This window comes from Kitasatospora sp. NPDC059827, from assembly GCF_042731675.1.
GTDB lineage: Bacteria > Actinomycetota > Actinomycetes > Streptomycetales > Streptomycetaceae > Kitasatospora.
This window is the reverse complement of record NZ_JBHWIV010000010.1, coordinates 58,535-72,997: the sequence shown is the minus strand read 5'-3', so window position 1 is coordinate 72,997 and position 14,463 is coordinate 58,535. Positions and strand designations below refer to the sequence as shown.

The 14,463-nt window shown below is 73.9% G+C and carries 8 protein-coding genes; 7 read left to right on the top strand and 1 reads right to left on the bottom strand.

The annotated features are described in order from the left end of the window. The first annotated feature begins 259 nt into the window (after window positions 1-259). The 7 genes from ACFV8H_RS09010 (at window position 260) to ACFV8H_RS08980 (ending at window position 12,680) form a co-directional block, all read left to right on the top strand. Window positions 260-757, top strand: a complete 498-nt coding sequence (locus ACFV8H_RS09010; protein ID WP_380397752.1) for a DUF3592 domain-containing protein — start codon at window positions 260-262, stop codon at window positions 755-757. A gap of 154 nt (window positions 758-911) precedes the next feature. Continuing rightward, window positions 912-4,631 (top strand): hypothetical protein, encoded by a 3,720-nt coding sequence (locus ACFV8H_RS09005; protein WP_380397750.1) that lies wholly within the window; start codon window positions 912-914, stop codon window positions 4,629-4,631. Between the two features lie 3 nt (window positions 4,632-4,634). Next, on the top strand, window positions 4,635-8,471 hold the full coding sequence (locus tag ACFV8H_RS09000; protein WP_380397748.1) for a hypothetical protein: 3,837 nt from the start codon (window positions 4,635-4,637) through the stop codon (window positions 8,469-8,471). 38 nt (window positions 8,472-8,509) lie between these two features. After that, the gene (locus ACFV8H_RS08995) at window positions 8,510-9,484 is read left to right on the top strand and encodes a hypothetical protein (protein WP_380397746.1); all 975 of its coding nucleotides are present in this window, start codon (window positions 8,510-8,512) and stop codon (window positions 9,482-9,484) included. A gap of 7 nt (window positions 9,485-9,491) precedes the next feature. Further along, window positions 9,492-10,250 (top strand): hypothetical protein, encoded by a 759-nt coding sequence (locus ACFV8H_RS08990; protein WP_380397744.1) that lies wholly within the window; start codon window positions 9,492-9,494, stop codon window positions 10,248-10,250. Further along, window positions 10,247-11,161: an ATP-grasp domain-containing protein gene (locus tag ACFV8H_RS08985; protein WP_380397743.1), complete on the top strand. Its 915-nt coding sequence runs from the start codon at window positions 10,247-10,249 to the stop codon at window positions 11,159-11,161. Before ACFV8H_RS08990 ends, ACFV8H_RS08985 begins: the two co-directional genes overlap by 4 nt. 16 nt (window positions 11,162-11,177) lie before the next feature. Beyond that, window positions 11,178-12,680: a hypothetical protein gene (locus tag ACFV8H_RS08980; protein ID WP_380397741.1), complete on the top strand. Its 1,503-nt coding sequence runs from the start codon at window positions 11,178-11,180 to the stop codon at window positions 12,678-12,680. A 16-nt stretch (window positions 12,681-12,696) separates the two neighbouring features. Here ACFV8H_RS08980 and ACFV8H_RS08975 read toward each other — a convergent pair whose 3' ends face one another. Beyond that, window positions 12,697-14,370 carry a DUF885 domain-containing protein gene (locus tag ACFV8H_RS08975; RefSeq protein WP_380397739.1) on the bottom strand — a complete coding sequence of 558 codons (1,674 nt, stop codon included), beginning with the start codon at window positions 14,368-14,370 and terminating at the stop codon, window positions 12,697-12,699. Window positions 14,371-14,463 lie beyond the last annotated feature (93 nt).

Sequence of the window (14,463 nt, the reverse complement as noted above, 5' to 3'; positions counted from 1 at the left end):
ATTAACACTACCTCTCCCACTACTGCCTTGCTTTTTGTGTTGTGGGTTTTGTTTTTTTTATAAACACACTGGACCCCCCCCCCCCACCCCCCGGGGGGGCGCCCTCCTGGGCGGCGCCCCCCCGGCAGCACCACGACCCACCGCCCATACCGGGCACACCACATGAGGGGCGACGAGCCGAAGCTCGCCGCGCCTCTCTGTCGGCGGGTGCGGCTAGCGTGAGCGCGTGTGGACAGTCGAGCCGAAACCAGGGGGACCGATGGAGAACGAGCGGGACCACGGCCGGACCGTGCGGAACGGTTCGCTCGCGATGATCGGCCTGGGGGTCCTGCTGTTCGTCCTCAGTCTGGCCTATCTGATACCGCACGACATGGGTGTGACCTCGGATCTCCGCAGTCGAGGCCTCCACACCCCGGCGGTCGTCACCGAATGCGCCGAAGTGAGCAACCCCCAGGACAACCCGGCGGGCAACTCCCACTGCAGGGTACGGTTCACGACTCCCCAGGGGACATCCGTCGAGACCCAACTGGCCTACGTCACCGGCACCGTCAAGCCCAGTGACACCGTGACGGTGGTGTACGACCCCCAGCACACCGACGTCGCCGCCCTCGCGTCGAGCATCGGCTTCTGGAACTCACTGACCCGGAACGCGCTCGACGTGGTCGCACTGGTCGCCTCGGTCGTCATGACCCTCCTGGGCCTCGCGGTCCATCTCGCCTACCGCCGGGTGACCCGACCGTCGTCCAGCCCCAGGTGACCGCCGCTCCCACCCGGGCCGAATTGATGCGTGCCCGAACCGGGAATAGCCTGGAACCACCGCGAGTTGGTGGGCCGGACCTCCGCCCCGCCGACCGGCACACCGCATCCCTGCGCTGCGTCCATCCGCTGCGTCCATCCGCTGGGGGCGCCCGATGCCCACCCACCCGGCACGGGCCCTGGCCGTCTGTTCGCCAGGGCACGGCAGACTCCACCTCTTCGTCGGCGCGGACGACGGCACCGTACGGCACCGGGCCTTCGACGGCGGCTGGCACCCCTGGCGCACCCTGGAGCGGCCCTGGCCCGTGCCCGGCACCCCCGGGTCCACCGGCGCCCCCGGGTCCACCGGCGCCCCCGGGTTCAACTGGCTGAGCGCGACGGCGGTCGAGGGCCGCCCGGTCGAGCTGTTCGCCCTCGGTGCCGACGGTGAGCTGCGGTGTCTGCGCCCGGGCGCCGGGGAGCACCCGCACTGGACGTCGCTCGGCGCCGCGGCCCGGGGCGGCGGCCCGGTGACCGGCTTCACCGTCGTGACGAGCCGGCCCGGCGAGGTCCACCTCGTCCTGGACACGCTCCCGGAGACCGGCGCCCACGGCTGGGAGTTGCTGCACGCCCACCCCAGCAAAGGGCTAATTGTGCTCCGCACAGGCGAGCGACCACCCGGCCACCTCACGGCCGCGGCTGCGGCCGCCGCCAGCGCACCCGGCCGGGTCGACCTGCTCCTCGCCGACCCCCGCGAACACCTCCTGCTCCACGCCCGCCTGGAGAGCGACACCCCGCCGACGTACCGGCCACCGCGCTGGGAGGCGCTCGGTCCGCTCCCCGACGGCGACGCACGCTCCTTCACCTGCCTCGCCGCGACGGAGCGTGACGTCTTCCTCGGCGGCGACCACGGCCTCCACCACTCCGCCCTCGCTCCCTGGCTCGGCTGGGAGCAGCTCGGCGGCGACCTCACCGCCGCGGGCCCCACCGGCACGCCGGGCCCGACCGACCCCCGGGCCACGACCGACCCCCGGCTGGCCGTCGTCGCCTCCGGCGGCGGCCGCCTCGACGTGTTCGCCGTCTGGTCCGGCGCCGCCCTGATGCACCGCCGCTTCGACCGCGGCTGGCAGGACTGGCAGCTCCTCGACCTGCCGGACGCGCCCACGGACAGCTACCCCGTGCTGCGCCCCGAGGACCTGGTCACCCTGACCGTCCGGAGCCAGGGCCTGCATCGGCAGACCCTGCCCGACGGCACGGTGCAGCTGGTCGCCGACCCCGGCGGCGGGCACCTGTTGGTGGACGTCCCCCCGCAGCACCTGGCGGAGACGGTGGTGGAGTCCGGGCAGCCGCCCCAGGGCTTCCTGGCCGGGCCGTCGACCCTGTGCTTCGCCGTCGGCGCGGACCCGGTCACCCTCACCGTGGCCGGTCTGCTCGACGCGATGAACCGCCTGCCGCTGCTCGTCACGACGGCCACCACCGCCGATCTGCCGGCCCGGCTCGAAGTCCCCTGGAACCTGCTGCTCACCCTCCAGCCGGACGCCCGGTGCACCCACCGCACCCTGCCCGCCACCGGTACGGCGGGCGGCACCGAACTGTGGCACAGCCGGATCGCGGGCCCGGACGGGCACCTGACGGCGCACCCCCTGCGGTCCCTGGCCGACGGCAGCGACCACGGCACCCCGCTGGACACCTGGTACGGCAAGATCATCTCGGCCGCCGCCGATGCCCCGGCCGTCCCCCTCACCGTCGACCGGCTGACCCTCAGCGCCTTCGGTGCCCGGTTCTCCGCCGCCGCCCACTGGCCCCGGCTGGAGTGGGCCCACGACGCCGCGCTCGGCCGGGACTTCCACGTCGAGGTGTCCGTCCCCGGCGCCCTGTTCCCGTTCGGCCACCGGGCCGCCTACGTCGAGGTCACCGACCGCCGGTTCGAGGGCACGGACCCCGCGGTGGCCGCCCTGCACCGCAAGGCGTTCCTGATCGTCACCGAACCCGTCCGCGACGACTACGGCATCGGCGCGGGCGGTCCGCACGAACACCGGTTCCCGTTCCAGAGCGTCTGGATCGACCCCGGGCAGACCGGCGACCTCGACGACGCCTCCTGGATCCCGGTGGACTCCTCGGCCACCCCGCCGAGGTGCTTCTGGCCGACCAGGGGCGACGCGCCCGTGGTGTTCACCCTCCAGGCCGCGGCCGGGCAGCAGTACGTGGAGCTGCACCTGCCGCTGCTGTTCGTCGAGGAGACCGCCACCGACGCCGACCACGGCGCGGCGCTCGACGGGATCTACGGGACCGGCCCGCACACCGGCCCCTTCGCGAACCTCGGCCGCCCGTTCTCCGACATCGGCGTCCGCGTCCCGCTCGCCATGGCCTCGGCGACCCGGGCCCTGGACGGCGCGGTGCAGGAGGTCCAGTCGATGACCTTCGGCGGGACCGGGGCCGGGCTCTCCCCCAGCGGAGTCGGCTTCTACCCGCAGGTCACCCAGCTCGCCGTCGGCCTGCCGGCCGTCCGCCGGCTCCTCGGCCCGCTCCCGGCGCTCCCCGCCACCTTCGCGAAGGCGCTCGTCGACCTGCACCCGGGCAGCCCGGTCCCCGACGCGCTGCTCGAACTCGTGACGCCCCTGCCGCTCGACTTCGGGGCCGCCGGGGCCCGGGTCGGCGGGCTGGCGGCGCCCAACATGACCGTGTCGCAGATCTCGCGCACGCTCGGTCCCGCCGTCAGCGACGCCTTCCAGACCGATCCCACCAAGCTGTTCGCCCCGGACGCCACCCTGTTCGGCGTCGTCCCGCTGAGCAGCCTCATCAACACCGTCTCCGGCCCGCCGACACTCCTCTGGACCGGGGAGGACACGCCCACCCCGTCCGCGGAGCTGACCTGGCACCAGGCGCTGACGCAGGACTTCGGACCGTTCCACCACGGCAACGACTGCTCGTTGAGCATCGATGTGAAGTCCCGACTGGTCGACGGCAGAGCGGAGATGCACGCCACCGGGGTGATCACGGACTTCCGGCTGATCGTCCCGGACCCGAACGCCCCCGCGTTCGTCACCCTCACCTTCCCGTCCGTGACCTTCACCGCCGACCCCGGCAAACGGCTGGACCTCAAGGTCCGGCTGTCGGACGTCAAGCTCGGCGGGGACCTCGGCTTCCTCGCCACCCTGGAGCAGTTCCTCTCGTTCGGGGAGGACGGCCCGAGGATCGACACCTCGGCCACCGGCATCACCGCCTCGTACACCGTGGCCGTCCCCAGCATCGGCCTGCTGGTGTTCAGCCTGCAGAACCTGACCATCCAGATCGGCGTCACGCTCTCGCTGACCGGCCGGCCCCTCCTGATGGACTTCGCGTTCGGCACCCGGGAGCGGCCGTTCCTGGTCACGGTGTCCGGCTTCGGCGGCGGCGGGTACCTGGAACTCGGCCTGAGCGCCGGCGGGACCGACAGCGGCCTGCAACGCTTCACCGGCGGCATCGAGTTCGGCGCCGCCGTCGTGATGGACTTCGTCATCGTGTCCGCCGAGGTGCACGTCTTCGGTGGCGTCGTGTTCGCCATGAACGGGACCGACACCGAGGTCACCGGCTACCTGCGGATCGGCGGCAGCGTCTCCCTGCTCGGGCTGATCAGCGTCTCGATCGAACTGACCCTCGCCCTGACGTACGACGCCCCCAGCGGCTCGCTGAGCGGCTCGGCCCGGCTCGTGGTCACCGTGGACCTGACCTTCTTCTCCAAGTCCTTCACGCTGGAGTGCCACAAGTGCTTCGGCAACTGCCCGTCCTCCGCCGGACAGCGCGCCGTCCTCCCCGGTACCTCCACCACCGCGGACCCCTCCGTCCGGGCCGCGCTCGGACCGCAGGGGCAGTCCTTCCCGTGGCAGACCTACTGCCGGGCCTTCGCAGGGGAGTGAGCCATGCCGTCGACCGGCCCGCAGAACCCGACCGGCCCGAAGAGATCGCCCGGCCCGCACGTCGTGGCCGGCCTGGAGCGGCAGTTCGTCTGGACGGTGATCCCGGCGGGCCGGGTGACGGCCGTCCCCGGGCAGTCCGCGCCGATGGCGCTGCTGTCGGTGCTGCTGACGCCGCGCCTGATCGGCCCGGCCGCCACGGCGCTCACCCTCGCGGACTTCGCGATGCAGGACTGGCCGCGGCGACTCGCCGGGGTCGGGTTCGACGTCCGCCGGGCCGGGCACTCGCTGCCGTCCGTCCGGGTGCCGTACACCGCCCTCGACGGGAGCTCCGTCCAGTTCCCGCCGGACCGTCAACTCGCCTTCTGGCAAGCGCTGTTCGCCGCCACGGTGGTGGATCCCTACCTGCCCGCCGGCTACGACGGCCGCAGCACCAGCACCTTCCCGGCAGGTCAGGCCGGCACCGACGTCAAGGGCATCTACACCGCCACCGCCCAGGCCCACGCGGCGCACCGCGGCGCCGCGCCGGAGAGCGACCCCGGCCTGCGGGCCGCGCTGCGGGCGATCGGCGAACAGTGGCGGCCCGCCCTGCTGGCGCCCACCGACGGTCCGCCCGGCAGCGCACCGTCCGGCACCGCCCGGCCGGGAACCACCCCGCCCGAGGACACCGCCCCCGCCCTCGCCCGGGCGTACGCCTTCTACCGCCGCGGAGCGCCCGCCACCACCCCGCCGGACCGCCGGGCGGCGCCCCCTGCCGAGCCCGAGTTCCACCAGAGCGTCGCGCACCTGGTCGACCACCCCGTCGTGCTGCGCGCGCTCGGCCTGCTGGTGGACCTCGCCGTCCCCGCCGCCGGGCTCACCCCGGTGGACCAGGCGCACCCGGCCGAGCTGAGCGTGACACCACTGTGGCCCCACCCCGACCCGGACCCGACGCCGGGCTGGAGCACAGCCCTCCAGACCGACCTCTCCCCCAGCACCGCCTACACCCTCAGCGGCACCCGCTTCGTGCCCGCCTCCGTCGACGGTCCGACCTCCACCGGGTTCAGCGACGGCCTCCTGCCACTGGCCGGCGCCGGCCTCGCGCCCTCCGCCAACCCCCGGTTCGAGCTGCTGCCCTTCGACGTGGACGGCGCCGCCCTGCGACTGGTCAGCACCGCCCGGTCGGACGCCTCCGCGCTCCCGCCCGAAGGGACCTCCCCGGTCCCGGTCGGGGCGTTGCCGGCCCTGCAGTCGACGGGCCTCGCCCTGGTCGACCGGGCGCGGCAGAAGGAACACGGCAAGCAGCTCCAGCGGGCCCGGCAGCGCGCCACCCCGGCCGGTCTGCTCGCCTCGGCCCTGCTGGCGGACTCCCTGCTCGGCGGCTACCGGATGGACGTCTTCGACGCCGGGCACCGCACCTGGCACTCGCTGTGCCGACGCCGGGTGCACTACACCGTCGGCGGTGTGCCGCTGCTGCCGGACGGCCTGCTGGACGAGGGCTACCTGCGCCCCGGCGCGGTGGTCACCGGCTTCGGCGACGCCGACACGCTGTACCTGCACGAGATCGTGGCCCGCTGGGACGGCTGGAGCCAGGTCGCCCAGCGGCCCGAACGGGTCACCGGCACCAGGGACACCATGCCCGCCCCGGTGGCCACGGCCCTCGACACGACCGTGGAGTGCGACCCCGGCTCCCTGCCGCGGCTGCGCTTCGGCCGCACCTACCGGGTCCGGGTCCGGATCGCCGACCTCGCCGGCGGCGGACCGCGCGCCGAGGAGGTCGCCCCCACCGAGGCCCAGTCGGACCCGGTCACCTACTACCGCTTCGAACCGCTGCCGCCCCCGGAACTGGTGCCCACCAGGGAGTGGGACGACGGCGACGGGCACGACCGGATGGTGATCCGCAGCGATCGCGGCACCACGGCCGCCGACTACGCGACCCTCCACGGCTACCGCCCCTACGACCTGCGGCACCTGCTGCCGCCGAAGTGCTCGCTCGCCCTGGCGATGCAGTACGACGGCGCCTTCGACGCCGCGCTGGGCCCCGCGGTGCCCGACGCCGTGGTGACCGGGCTCTTCGACGCCGCCACCCGGGCCGACCGCGAGGTCACCGACGTCCCGGGCGCGCGGACCGTCCCCGCCGGATCGGCCGTGCCGTCCGCGTACGTCGTCCTGCCCGAGACCGACGCGGCGCTTCCCTGGCTGGCCGACCGGAGCAGCGCGTGCGCCGCTCTGAACGCCCGGCCCCGGCCGATCGACCCCGGCACCGGCCGGCCCGGGGCGATCGTCCCGCCCGACAAGGCCGTGATCGCCATCTGGCAGGGCGCCTGGCCCGACCTGCAGACCGCGTCCGTCCGGCTGGTGGCGGCGGCGAGCGGGTGCACGGTCGGCCGGGCCGACCCGCGCCACGTCACGGTCGCCCTCGGCCCGGCCGAGCAGGTGACCTTCGACATCCCGTCCTGCCCCGCCTTCGCCGACGTCGCCCTGTTCGGCATCGCGTTCTGGCAGGGCGTCGACCCGAACGTGCCGCACCTGCCCGCCTTCCAGGACATCGTCGGCGGCCGGAACCGCCTGATCACGCCACCCCGCACGGTCACCCTGGTGCACGCGGTGCAACGCCCCCTCTGCGACCCGGGCGGGCAGCTGACGGCCCGGCGCGGGCCCGGCGACCGCGACACCGTCCTCGCCCCGGACAACCTGCTGATCGACGTCCCGAGCACCGGGCGGATCGACCTGCACGCCGAGTGGACCGACCACGACGACGCCCCGCCCGCCGCACCGGCCACCACCCGGCGGACGGCGCACGTCGGCTCGTACGAGGTCCAGCACCTGCCGCTGCTGGAGGCGCTCCCGGTGATCCGCCAGGAGTTCGGCGACACCCGCCACCACCACGTGAGCTACTCCGTGACGGCCGTGTCCCGCTTCGAGGACTGCTTCGCGCGCGTCCTCGCCTCCGACCCCGGTGCCTGTACCGCCACCGGGCAGCTCGCCGACCTCGACGTGCCGAGCACCGTGCGCCCACCCGCTCCCCGACTGCTGCGCTGCGTACCGTCGTTCGGCTGGACCCGGACCACCGAGGGGCAGCAGTCGCTCACCCGGCTGCGCCGGGGCGGCGGCCTGCGGGTCCTCCTCGACCGGCCCTGGTACGTCTCGGGCGACGACGAGGCCCTGGTGGTGCTCACCCTCCCGCCCGGCCCCGTGCCCGCCGACGCCCTGCGGTACGTCGCGGTCGCCGGGCGCGACCCGATCCGGGACACCGGCGCGCCGCCCGCCGTCCTCACCGCCGCCCAGGTCAACGCGGTGCAGCGGGCCCAGGTCACCCTCCCCGAACTGCACCGGCAGCTGGACGCCGCGCTCCACCAGGTCGAGTTCGACGCCGAGGGCGACTGCTGGTTCGCCGACCTGGACCTGGCCCCGGTGGTCGCCGCCTCGTACTTCCCGTTCGTCCGGCTCGCCCTGGCCCGCTACCAGCCGCACACCCTCACCGGCATCCCCGAGGTCTCGCCGGTGGTGCTGACCGAGCCGGTCCAACTCGCCCCGCAGCGGCGGCTGACGGTCACCCGGAGCGCCGGGCGGGCGGATGTCGTGCTGGAGGGCCTCGGACCGGGCGGGGCCGGGAACACCGTCCGGACCGAACTCCAGGTCCAGGACCCGGGGGTGCCCGCCCCCGACACCGTCACCGGCTGGTCCACCGTGCTGACGGCCTCCGCCGTGCTCGGGCAGAGCGACACGATCAGCGTTCCCGACACCGGGCAGCGGGCCCAGCGCCTGGTGGTCCGGGAGTTCGAGACCCAACCCGTGCCGTCCGGCGGCAGCGCCACGGGACGACCGGTCTTCGTCGACGTCGTACCGCTCGGAACCTGGTGACGGACGGTCACCGCACCTCCACGACGGGAGAAGCGATCATGGCAGACATCTTCCCCGACACCGGCCAGATCCGGCTGGCGAACCTCGCCACCACCGGCGTGCTCCCCTTCGTCGTGGACCAGACGGCGACGGCCTGGGCCCTGCTGGTGGTGGCCCTCGGACCGAACTGCGCGCCCCTGGGCGGAAAGGCACCGGACATCGAACTCCGGGCGGGGACCGGGCCGCTCACCAGCATCCCGAAAGCGCCCGCCGCCGCCTCGCTCGTCGACGAGACGGGAGCGGCGGTCGGGACCGCCTCCTGGACCAGGGACGCCTTCGACGTCTTCACGGTGCCGATCGACATCACCAACCCGGACGACCGCCCCTGGAGCCTGCGGATCACCAACGTCGACCCGCAGGAACTCGGCTTCGTCTGGTCCACCGCGGCGAGCGCCGACAAGGCCCGGCAGCCCCGGATCGTCATGGACACCACCCCGCTCCGGACGACCGTGGCCGTGAGCGAGACCCTGCCGAGGGTCTCGGTCCCGATCTCCAACATCGGCACCGGGCCACTGACCATCAACTCCCGGGCCGACCAGGCCATGGGCGCGGGCTACCTGCTGAGCGACGTCCCGCCGAGCATCCCGCCCAACGGCTGCGACCGCCTCGGGATCACGGTCACCCCCGCGTCCGTCCCGCCCGCCGCCGCCACGGTCACCGCCACCTTCGTCCTGGACTGCGACGACCCGGTCGCCCGGGAGGTCACCCTGCACCTGTCCCGCGACGAGAAGAACAAGGACGTCAAGGACCACAAGGACGTCACCAAGGAGAACAAGGACGACAAGGACGGCAAGGACCACAAGGACGACAAGGAGAACAAGGACGCGATCAAGGAGCACCCCGCCGAGCGGCTCGAACCGACCGCCGGCGCCAACCCCCCGCCCGAGCACTTCATCCCGCCGGCGCAGCGCCCCGACCTCACGGACAGCGCCCTCCGCGACGAACCCCCCGAGCCGGGGCGGGGCGGAGGGTAGGCGCCCGATGTGGCTGGTGCTCTGCGATCCGGCGGACCGCGCCGCCGTGTGGGCGTACGAAGGACTGCGCGCACGCGGGCTGGCACCGCTGGAACTGCTCTCCCCGCAGACCCTGCTGGGCTCCACCCGGACGGCGCACCGTGTCGACCGCCTCGGCGCGCGCTTCACACTCACCCTGCCCGACGGGCGCGTCCTGGACAGCCGTGACGTCGACGGCGTGCTCAACCGGGTGGCCGCCCCGCCCTTCGGGTACCTCCCGTTCACCACCCACGCCGACGCCGAGTACGCCGCCCGCGAGCTGAGCGCGCTCCTGCTCAGCCTGCTCACCTGCCTGGCGCCGGTCTCGATCAACCCGCCCTACGGGTACGGGCTGTGCGGGGCCTGGCGCTCGCCCGCGGAGTGGACCGCGCTCGCGATCCGAGCGGGGCTGCCGGTCCCGCCGGCCCGGGTCTCCAGCGACCCGGACGCCGAACCGCCCGCGGCCCCGGCCGGTCGCGGCGACGTGCTGGTGCTGGGCGAGCACGTCATCGGCGCGCCGGCGGCCGAGGACGAGGAGCCGTACGTCCGGCTCGCCCGACTCGCCGAACTCGACCTGCTCGGCGTCGACCTGCTCGGCGTCGACCTCCACCGCGAGACCGGGACGGGCGACCGACAGCCGGCGGTCTTCGCCGGCGCGAGCCCGCTGCCCGACCTCCGCCCGGGCGGCGATCCCTTCCTCGACCGCCTGTTCAAGCACCTCACCGCGCTCTCGCCGGGTGCGCCGTGATCGTCGTCTGCGGCATCGCCAGCGAGTCACCGCTCGCCCGGATCACCGCCGAACTCGACGCGCTCGGCCTGCCGTTCGCCATGCTCCACCAACGGCGCTTCCAGGAGCTGCCGTTGGAGCTGGAGGCCACCGGCACCACCGTCCGGGGGCGGATCCCGTACGACGGCGGATCCGTCGACTGCGCCGACGTCACCGGCGTCTACCTCCGGCTGATGGACTGGCGCAGACTCCCCGAGCTCCGTGGGGCGGACGAGTCCACGGTGCGCCGCTGCGGATCCTGGCACACGGCCGTGAGCACCTGGTCGGAGCTCGCCCCGGGTTGCGTGATGAACCGGGAGAGCGCGATGGCGTCCAACACGTCCAAGCCCCACCAGGCCCAGCTGATCCAGCGGTCCGGATTCCTCGTCCCGGAGACCCTGGTCACCAACGACCCCGATCTCGTCCGGGAATTCCGGGAGCAGCACGGCGAGTTGGTCTACAAGTCGATCAGCGGGATCCGCTCGATCGTCCGGACCCTCGACCGGCAGGCCCTCGACCGGCTGCCGCTCATCCGCTACTGCCCGGTGCAGTTCCAGCGCCGCATCACCGGCACCAACCTCCGGGTGCACACGGTCGCCCACCAGGTGTTCGCCACCCGGATCGAGACCGACCGGGTCGACTACCGCTACGCCCACAGCGACGGCGGCCACGCCGAGCTCTCCGCCTGGCAGCCCCCCGCCGACCTCGCCGAACGCTGCCTGCGCCTGGCGGCACAGCTGGGGCTCGAACTCGCCGGCATCGACCTGATGCTGGCCGACGACGGCGAGGTCTACTGCTTCGAGGTCAACCCCTGCCCCGCCTTCACCTACTACGAGGCCCACACCGGCCAGCCGATCGCCCGCGCCGCCGCCCTGGCCCTCGCGCGGCGCTGAGGAGAAGGAGACTCCGATGGCCCAGCTCGCCCTCACCGGCCAGATCCAAGGCCAGAGCACCACCCTGTGCAACTTCACCATCGCCGTCGACGGCGGCGGCCCCGTCGGTCCGGACACCGTCGTCCTGGACCAGTCGATCTTCACCATCCCGGACACCGACGCGTCGATCGACATCCAGGCGGCCGCCGTCGACCAGGTCAAGTACGGCACGCTCACCGCCCACCTGGACATCGACTCCACCGGTACCGTCCAGGCCACCTTCCCCCCGGTGAACAGCAACTGGCCCGACCCCACCGTCACCTCCTCGGCCGTCGGCCCGACCATCGCCATGACCGCCTTCTTCGCGCCGCTCCGCGACGCCACCGAGCAAGCACGGCTCGGCCTGGCGCAGACCGGCACCGACTACCCGGGCAGCCCGCCCGCCCCACCACCCGGCGACATGAGCTTCCGAACCCCCGGCGTGTCGCTGCCGCCGCCGGTCTACGCGGTGCCCTCGGCGATCGACACGACCGTCATCGCCTCACCGGCGATCGACAGCGGCAACATCCAGGTCCAGACCCAGACCGTGTCGCCCTTCGCCGAGACCGTCGTCCTGCAACTCCCCGGCATCTCCGCACCGCAGCTCGTCGCCGTCCACTGGCCGGACGGCGTCTCCCGCGCCCCGGGCGCGCCGCCCGCCCCCTTCCTGATCTATTTCCGGGCCGGCCTGAACCAGAACTCCCCGAAGTTCTACAACGACCCCCGGGACCGCCACGACCCGACGACCGGCAGCACGTACCCCTTCGGCTGGGACTACCAGTTCCACGGCCTGCTCAAGTACCTCCAGTACATCAACGACCCCCTGCTCACCAATCCGTCCGCCAAGGGCCTCGGCCTCCAGCTCGCGGCCTCGGGGCGGAACGTCGTGCTGGTCCTCCCGCTGATGCGGGCCGACGCCAACCCCTGCAACGAGATCGGCTCCTTCGCCGACGCAGCCTTCCTCCAGGAGTACCTGCCGGAGATCCAGGCCTTCATGTTCCGGCGCAGGGGCAACTTCCAGTTCGGAGCGATCGGCCGGCTCGGCATGGCCTCCTTCAGCAGCGGCCACGCGGCCCTGACCTGCTTCCTCGGCAACGCCGCCAACCAGGCCCACCCCCTCTACCTGGACACCCTCCAGGAGGCCTACCTCTTCGACCCGCACGCCGACCTGGTGTCCGCGACCCTCCCGCCGCTGACCCAGGTGGCCGCCTGGGCCGCGCGCGGCAGCTCCGGCACCAAGGTCGCCCGCCTCTACACCCAGAACGACCCCGCCCAACTCGCCCCGCTGCTCGCCCAGCTCGGTGTCACCGCCCCCGGCCCCGCCCCCTTCGACGCCGCCACCCCGGACGACCGCAACTCCCTCACCTCCCTCCCCCTCACCTCCTGGAAGGACCTGGCGACGAAGCTGGGCGGCAGCGTCCCGTACACCGTCTCCGAACAGGCGCACCACGTGATCTCGGCCCTCATGCTCACCGACGCCCTGCGCCGCAGCCAGTTCTGAGGCAGGGGCCGGCCCCCTACGCCTCGGCGAGGCGGGCCGCCAGGGCGTCCAGGCCGAGCGAGCCGTGGGCGAGGACGGTGCCGTGCCAGGCCCGGAGGTCGAAGGCGGCGCCCTGGCGGCGGCGGGCCTCCTCGCGGCCCCGCAGCCAGACGCGTTCGCCCAGCTTGTAGCCGATGGCCTGGCCTGGCCAGCCCAGGTAGCGGTCGATCTCGCTGCTGCGGCGCGGGAGTTCGCTGCCGTGGTGGGCGGCCATGAACGCGGTGGCGAGTTCCGGGGTCCAGCGTTCGCCGGGGTGGAAGCCGCTGTCGGCGGGGACGGCGAGTTCCAGGTGCATGCCCAGGTCCACGATCACCCGGATGATCCGGAGCATCTGCTTGTCCAGGTAGCCGAGCCGCCGGGCGGGGTCGGTGAGGAAGCCCAGTTCGTCCATCAGGCGCTCGGCGTACAGTGCCCAGCCCTCCTTGTCGGCGCTGACCGCGCCGAGGGTGATCTGGTAGCTGCTGAGCCGGTCGGCGCAGGCGGTCCAGCGGGCGGTCTGGAGGTGGTGGCCGGGGACGCCCTCGTGGTACCAGGTGCTGACGAGCTGCCAGGTCGGGAAGGTCCGCCGGCCGAGGGTGGGCAGGTAGGTGCGGCCGGGGCGGCGGAAGTCCAGGCTGGGGCCGTTGTAGTAGGGCGCGCCCGAGCTGCCGGGCGGCGCGATCCTGGTCTCGACCCGGCGCAGCGGGCCGGAGATGTCGAAGTGGGTGCCGTCGAGGGCGTCGATCGCCTCGTCGACGACCTGCTGGAGCCAGGCGCGGACGTTCTCCTCGCCCTCGACGGCGTGGCCGTGCCGGTTGAGGTGGTCCATGGCGGCCCGGGGGCCGGCCCCGGGGAGGATGCGGTCCGCCTCGGTGCGCATCTCGGCGACCGTGCGGTGGAACTCCTCCCAGGCCCAGGCGTACGCCTCGGCCGGGTCGATGTCGGCGCCGTTGGCCCAGCGGGCGGAGCGCAGGTAGCGCTCGCGGCCGACGGCGTCCGGGGTGCCGTCGGCGGCGGGCAGGTAGGTGTCGTGCAGCCAGTCGCGGAAGGCCGCGGTGGCGCTGGTGGCGCGGTCGGCGGCGGCGTCCAGTTCGGGGCGCAGCCGGGTGGGCCCGGCCGCGGTGAAGCCGTTGAACCAGCTCCCGCCGCCGGAGCGGCCGGTCCAGGCGTCCAGTTGGGCGATGGTCGCGCGGGCCTGCCGGGGTGCGCTCAGCAGTCCTCGGGCGATGCCCTCGGTCAGGGTGGCGCGGTAGCCGTCGAGCGCTCCGGGCACGTTGCGCAGCCGGCCGGCGACGGCCGCCCACTGCTCGTCGGTCTCGGTGGGCATCATCGTGAACACGCCCCGCACCTTGTGCAGCGGGGAGTTGACGTTGCGCAGCTGGCGGAGGTGGTCCCCGGCCTCGTGCACGGCGAGTTCGGCGGTGAGCCGCTCCCGCAGCAGCCGGGCGCAGTCCCGGTCGGCGGCTCCGTCCGGGGGCGCGGCGGCGTCGAGCGCGACCAGCGTCCGCCGCCCGAGTTCGGCGAGCGCCTCGAAGCCCTCCGGCGACAGGTCCGGCTGCCGGTCGTCCTCCGGGTGCAGACCGAGTCTGGTCGAGGTCGCCGGGTCGAGTGCCGCGACCTGGGCGACGTACCTGTCGGCGATGCTGCGGGCGGACTCCGGCGTCTCGGGCATGCCCCCATGCTGGCGCAGCGGCCGAGCCGCCGTCCAGGGCGCCTCGGCCGGACAGGGCCCAGGCTCCGGACGGCGGCCCGGCCGGGTGCTGCG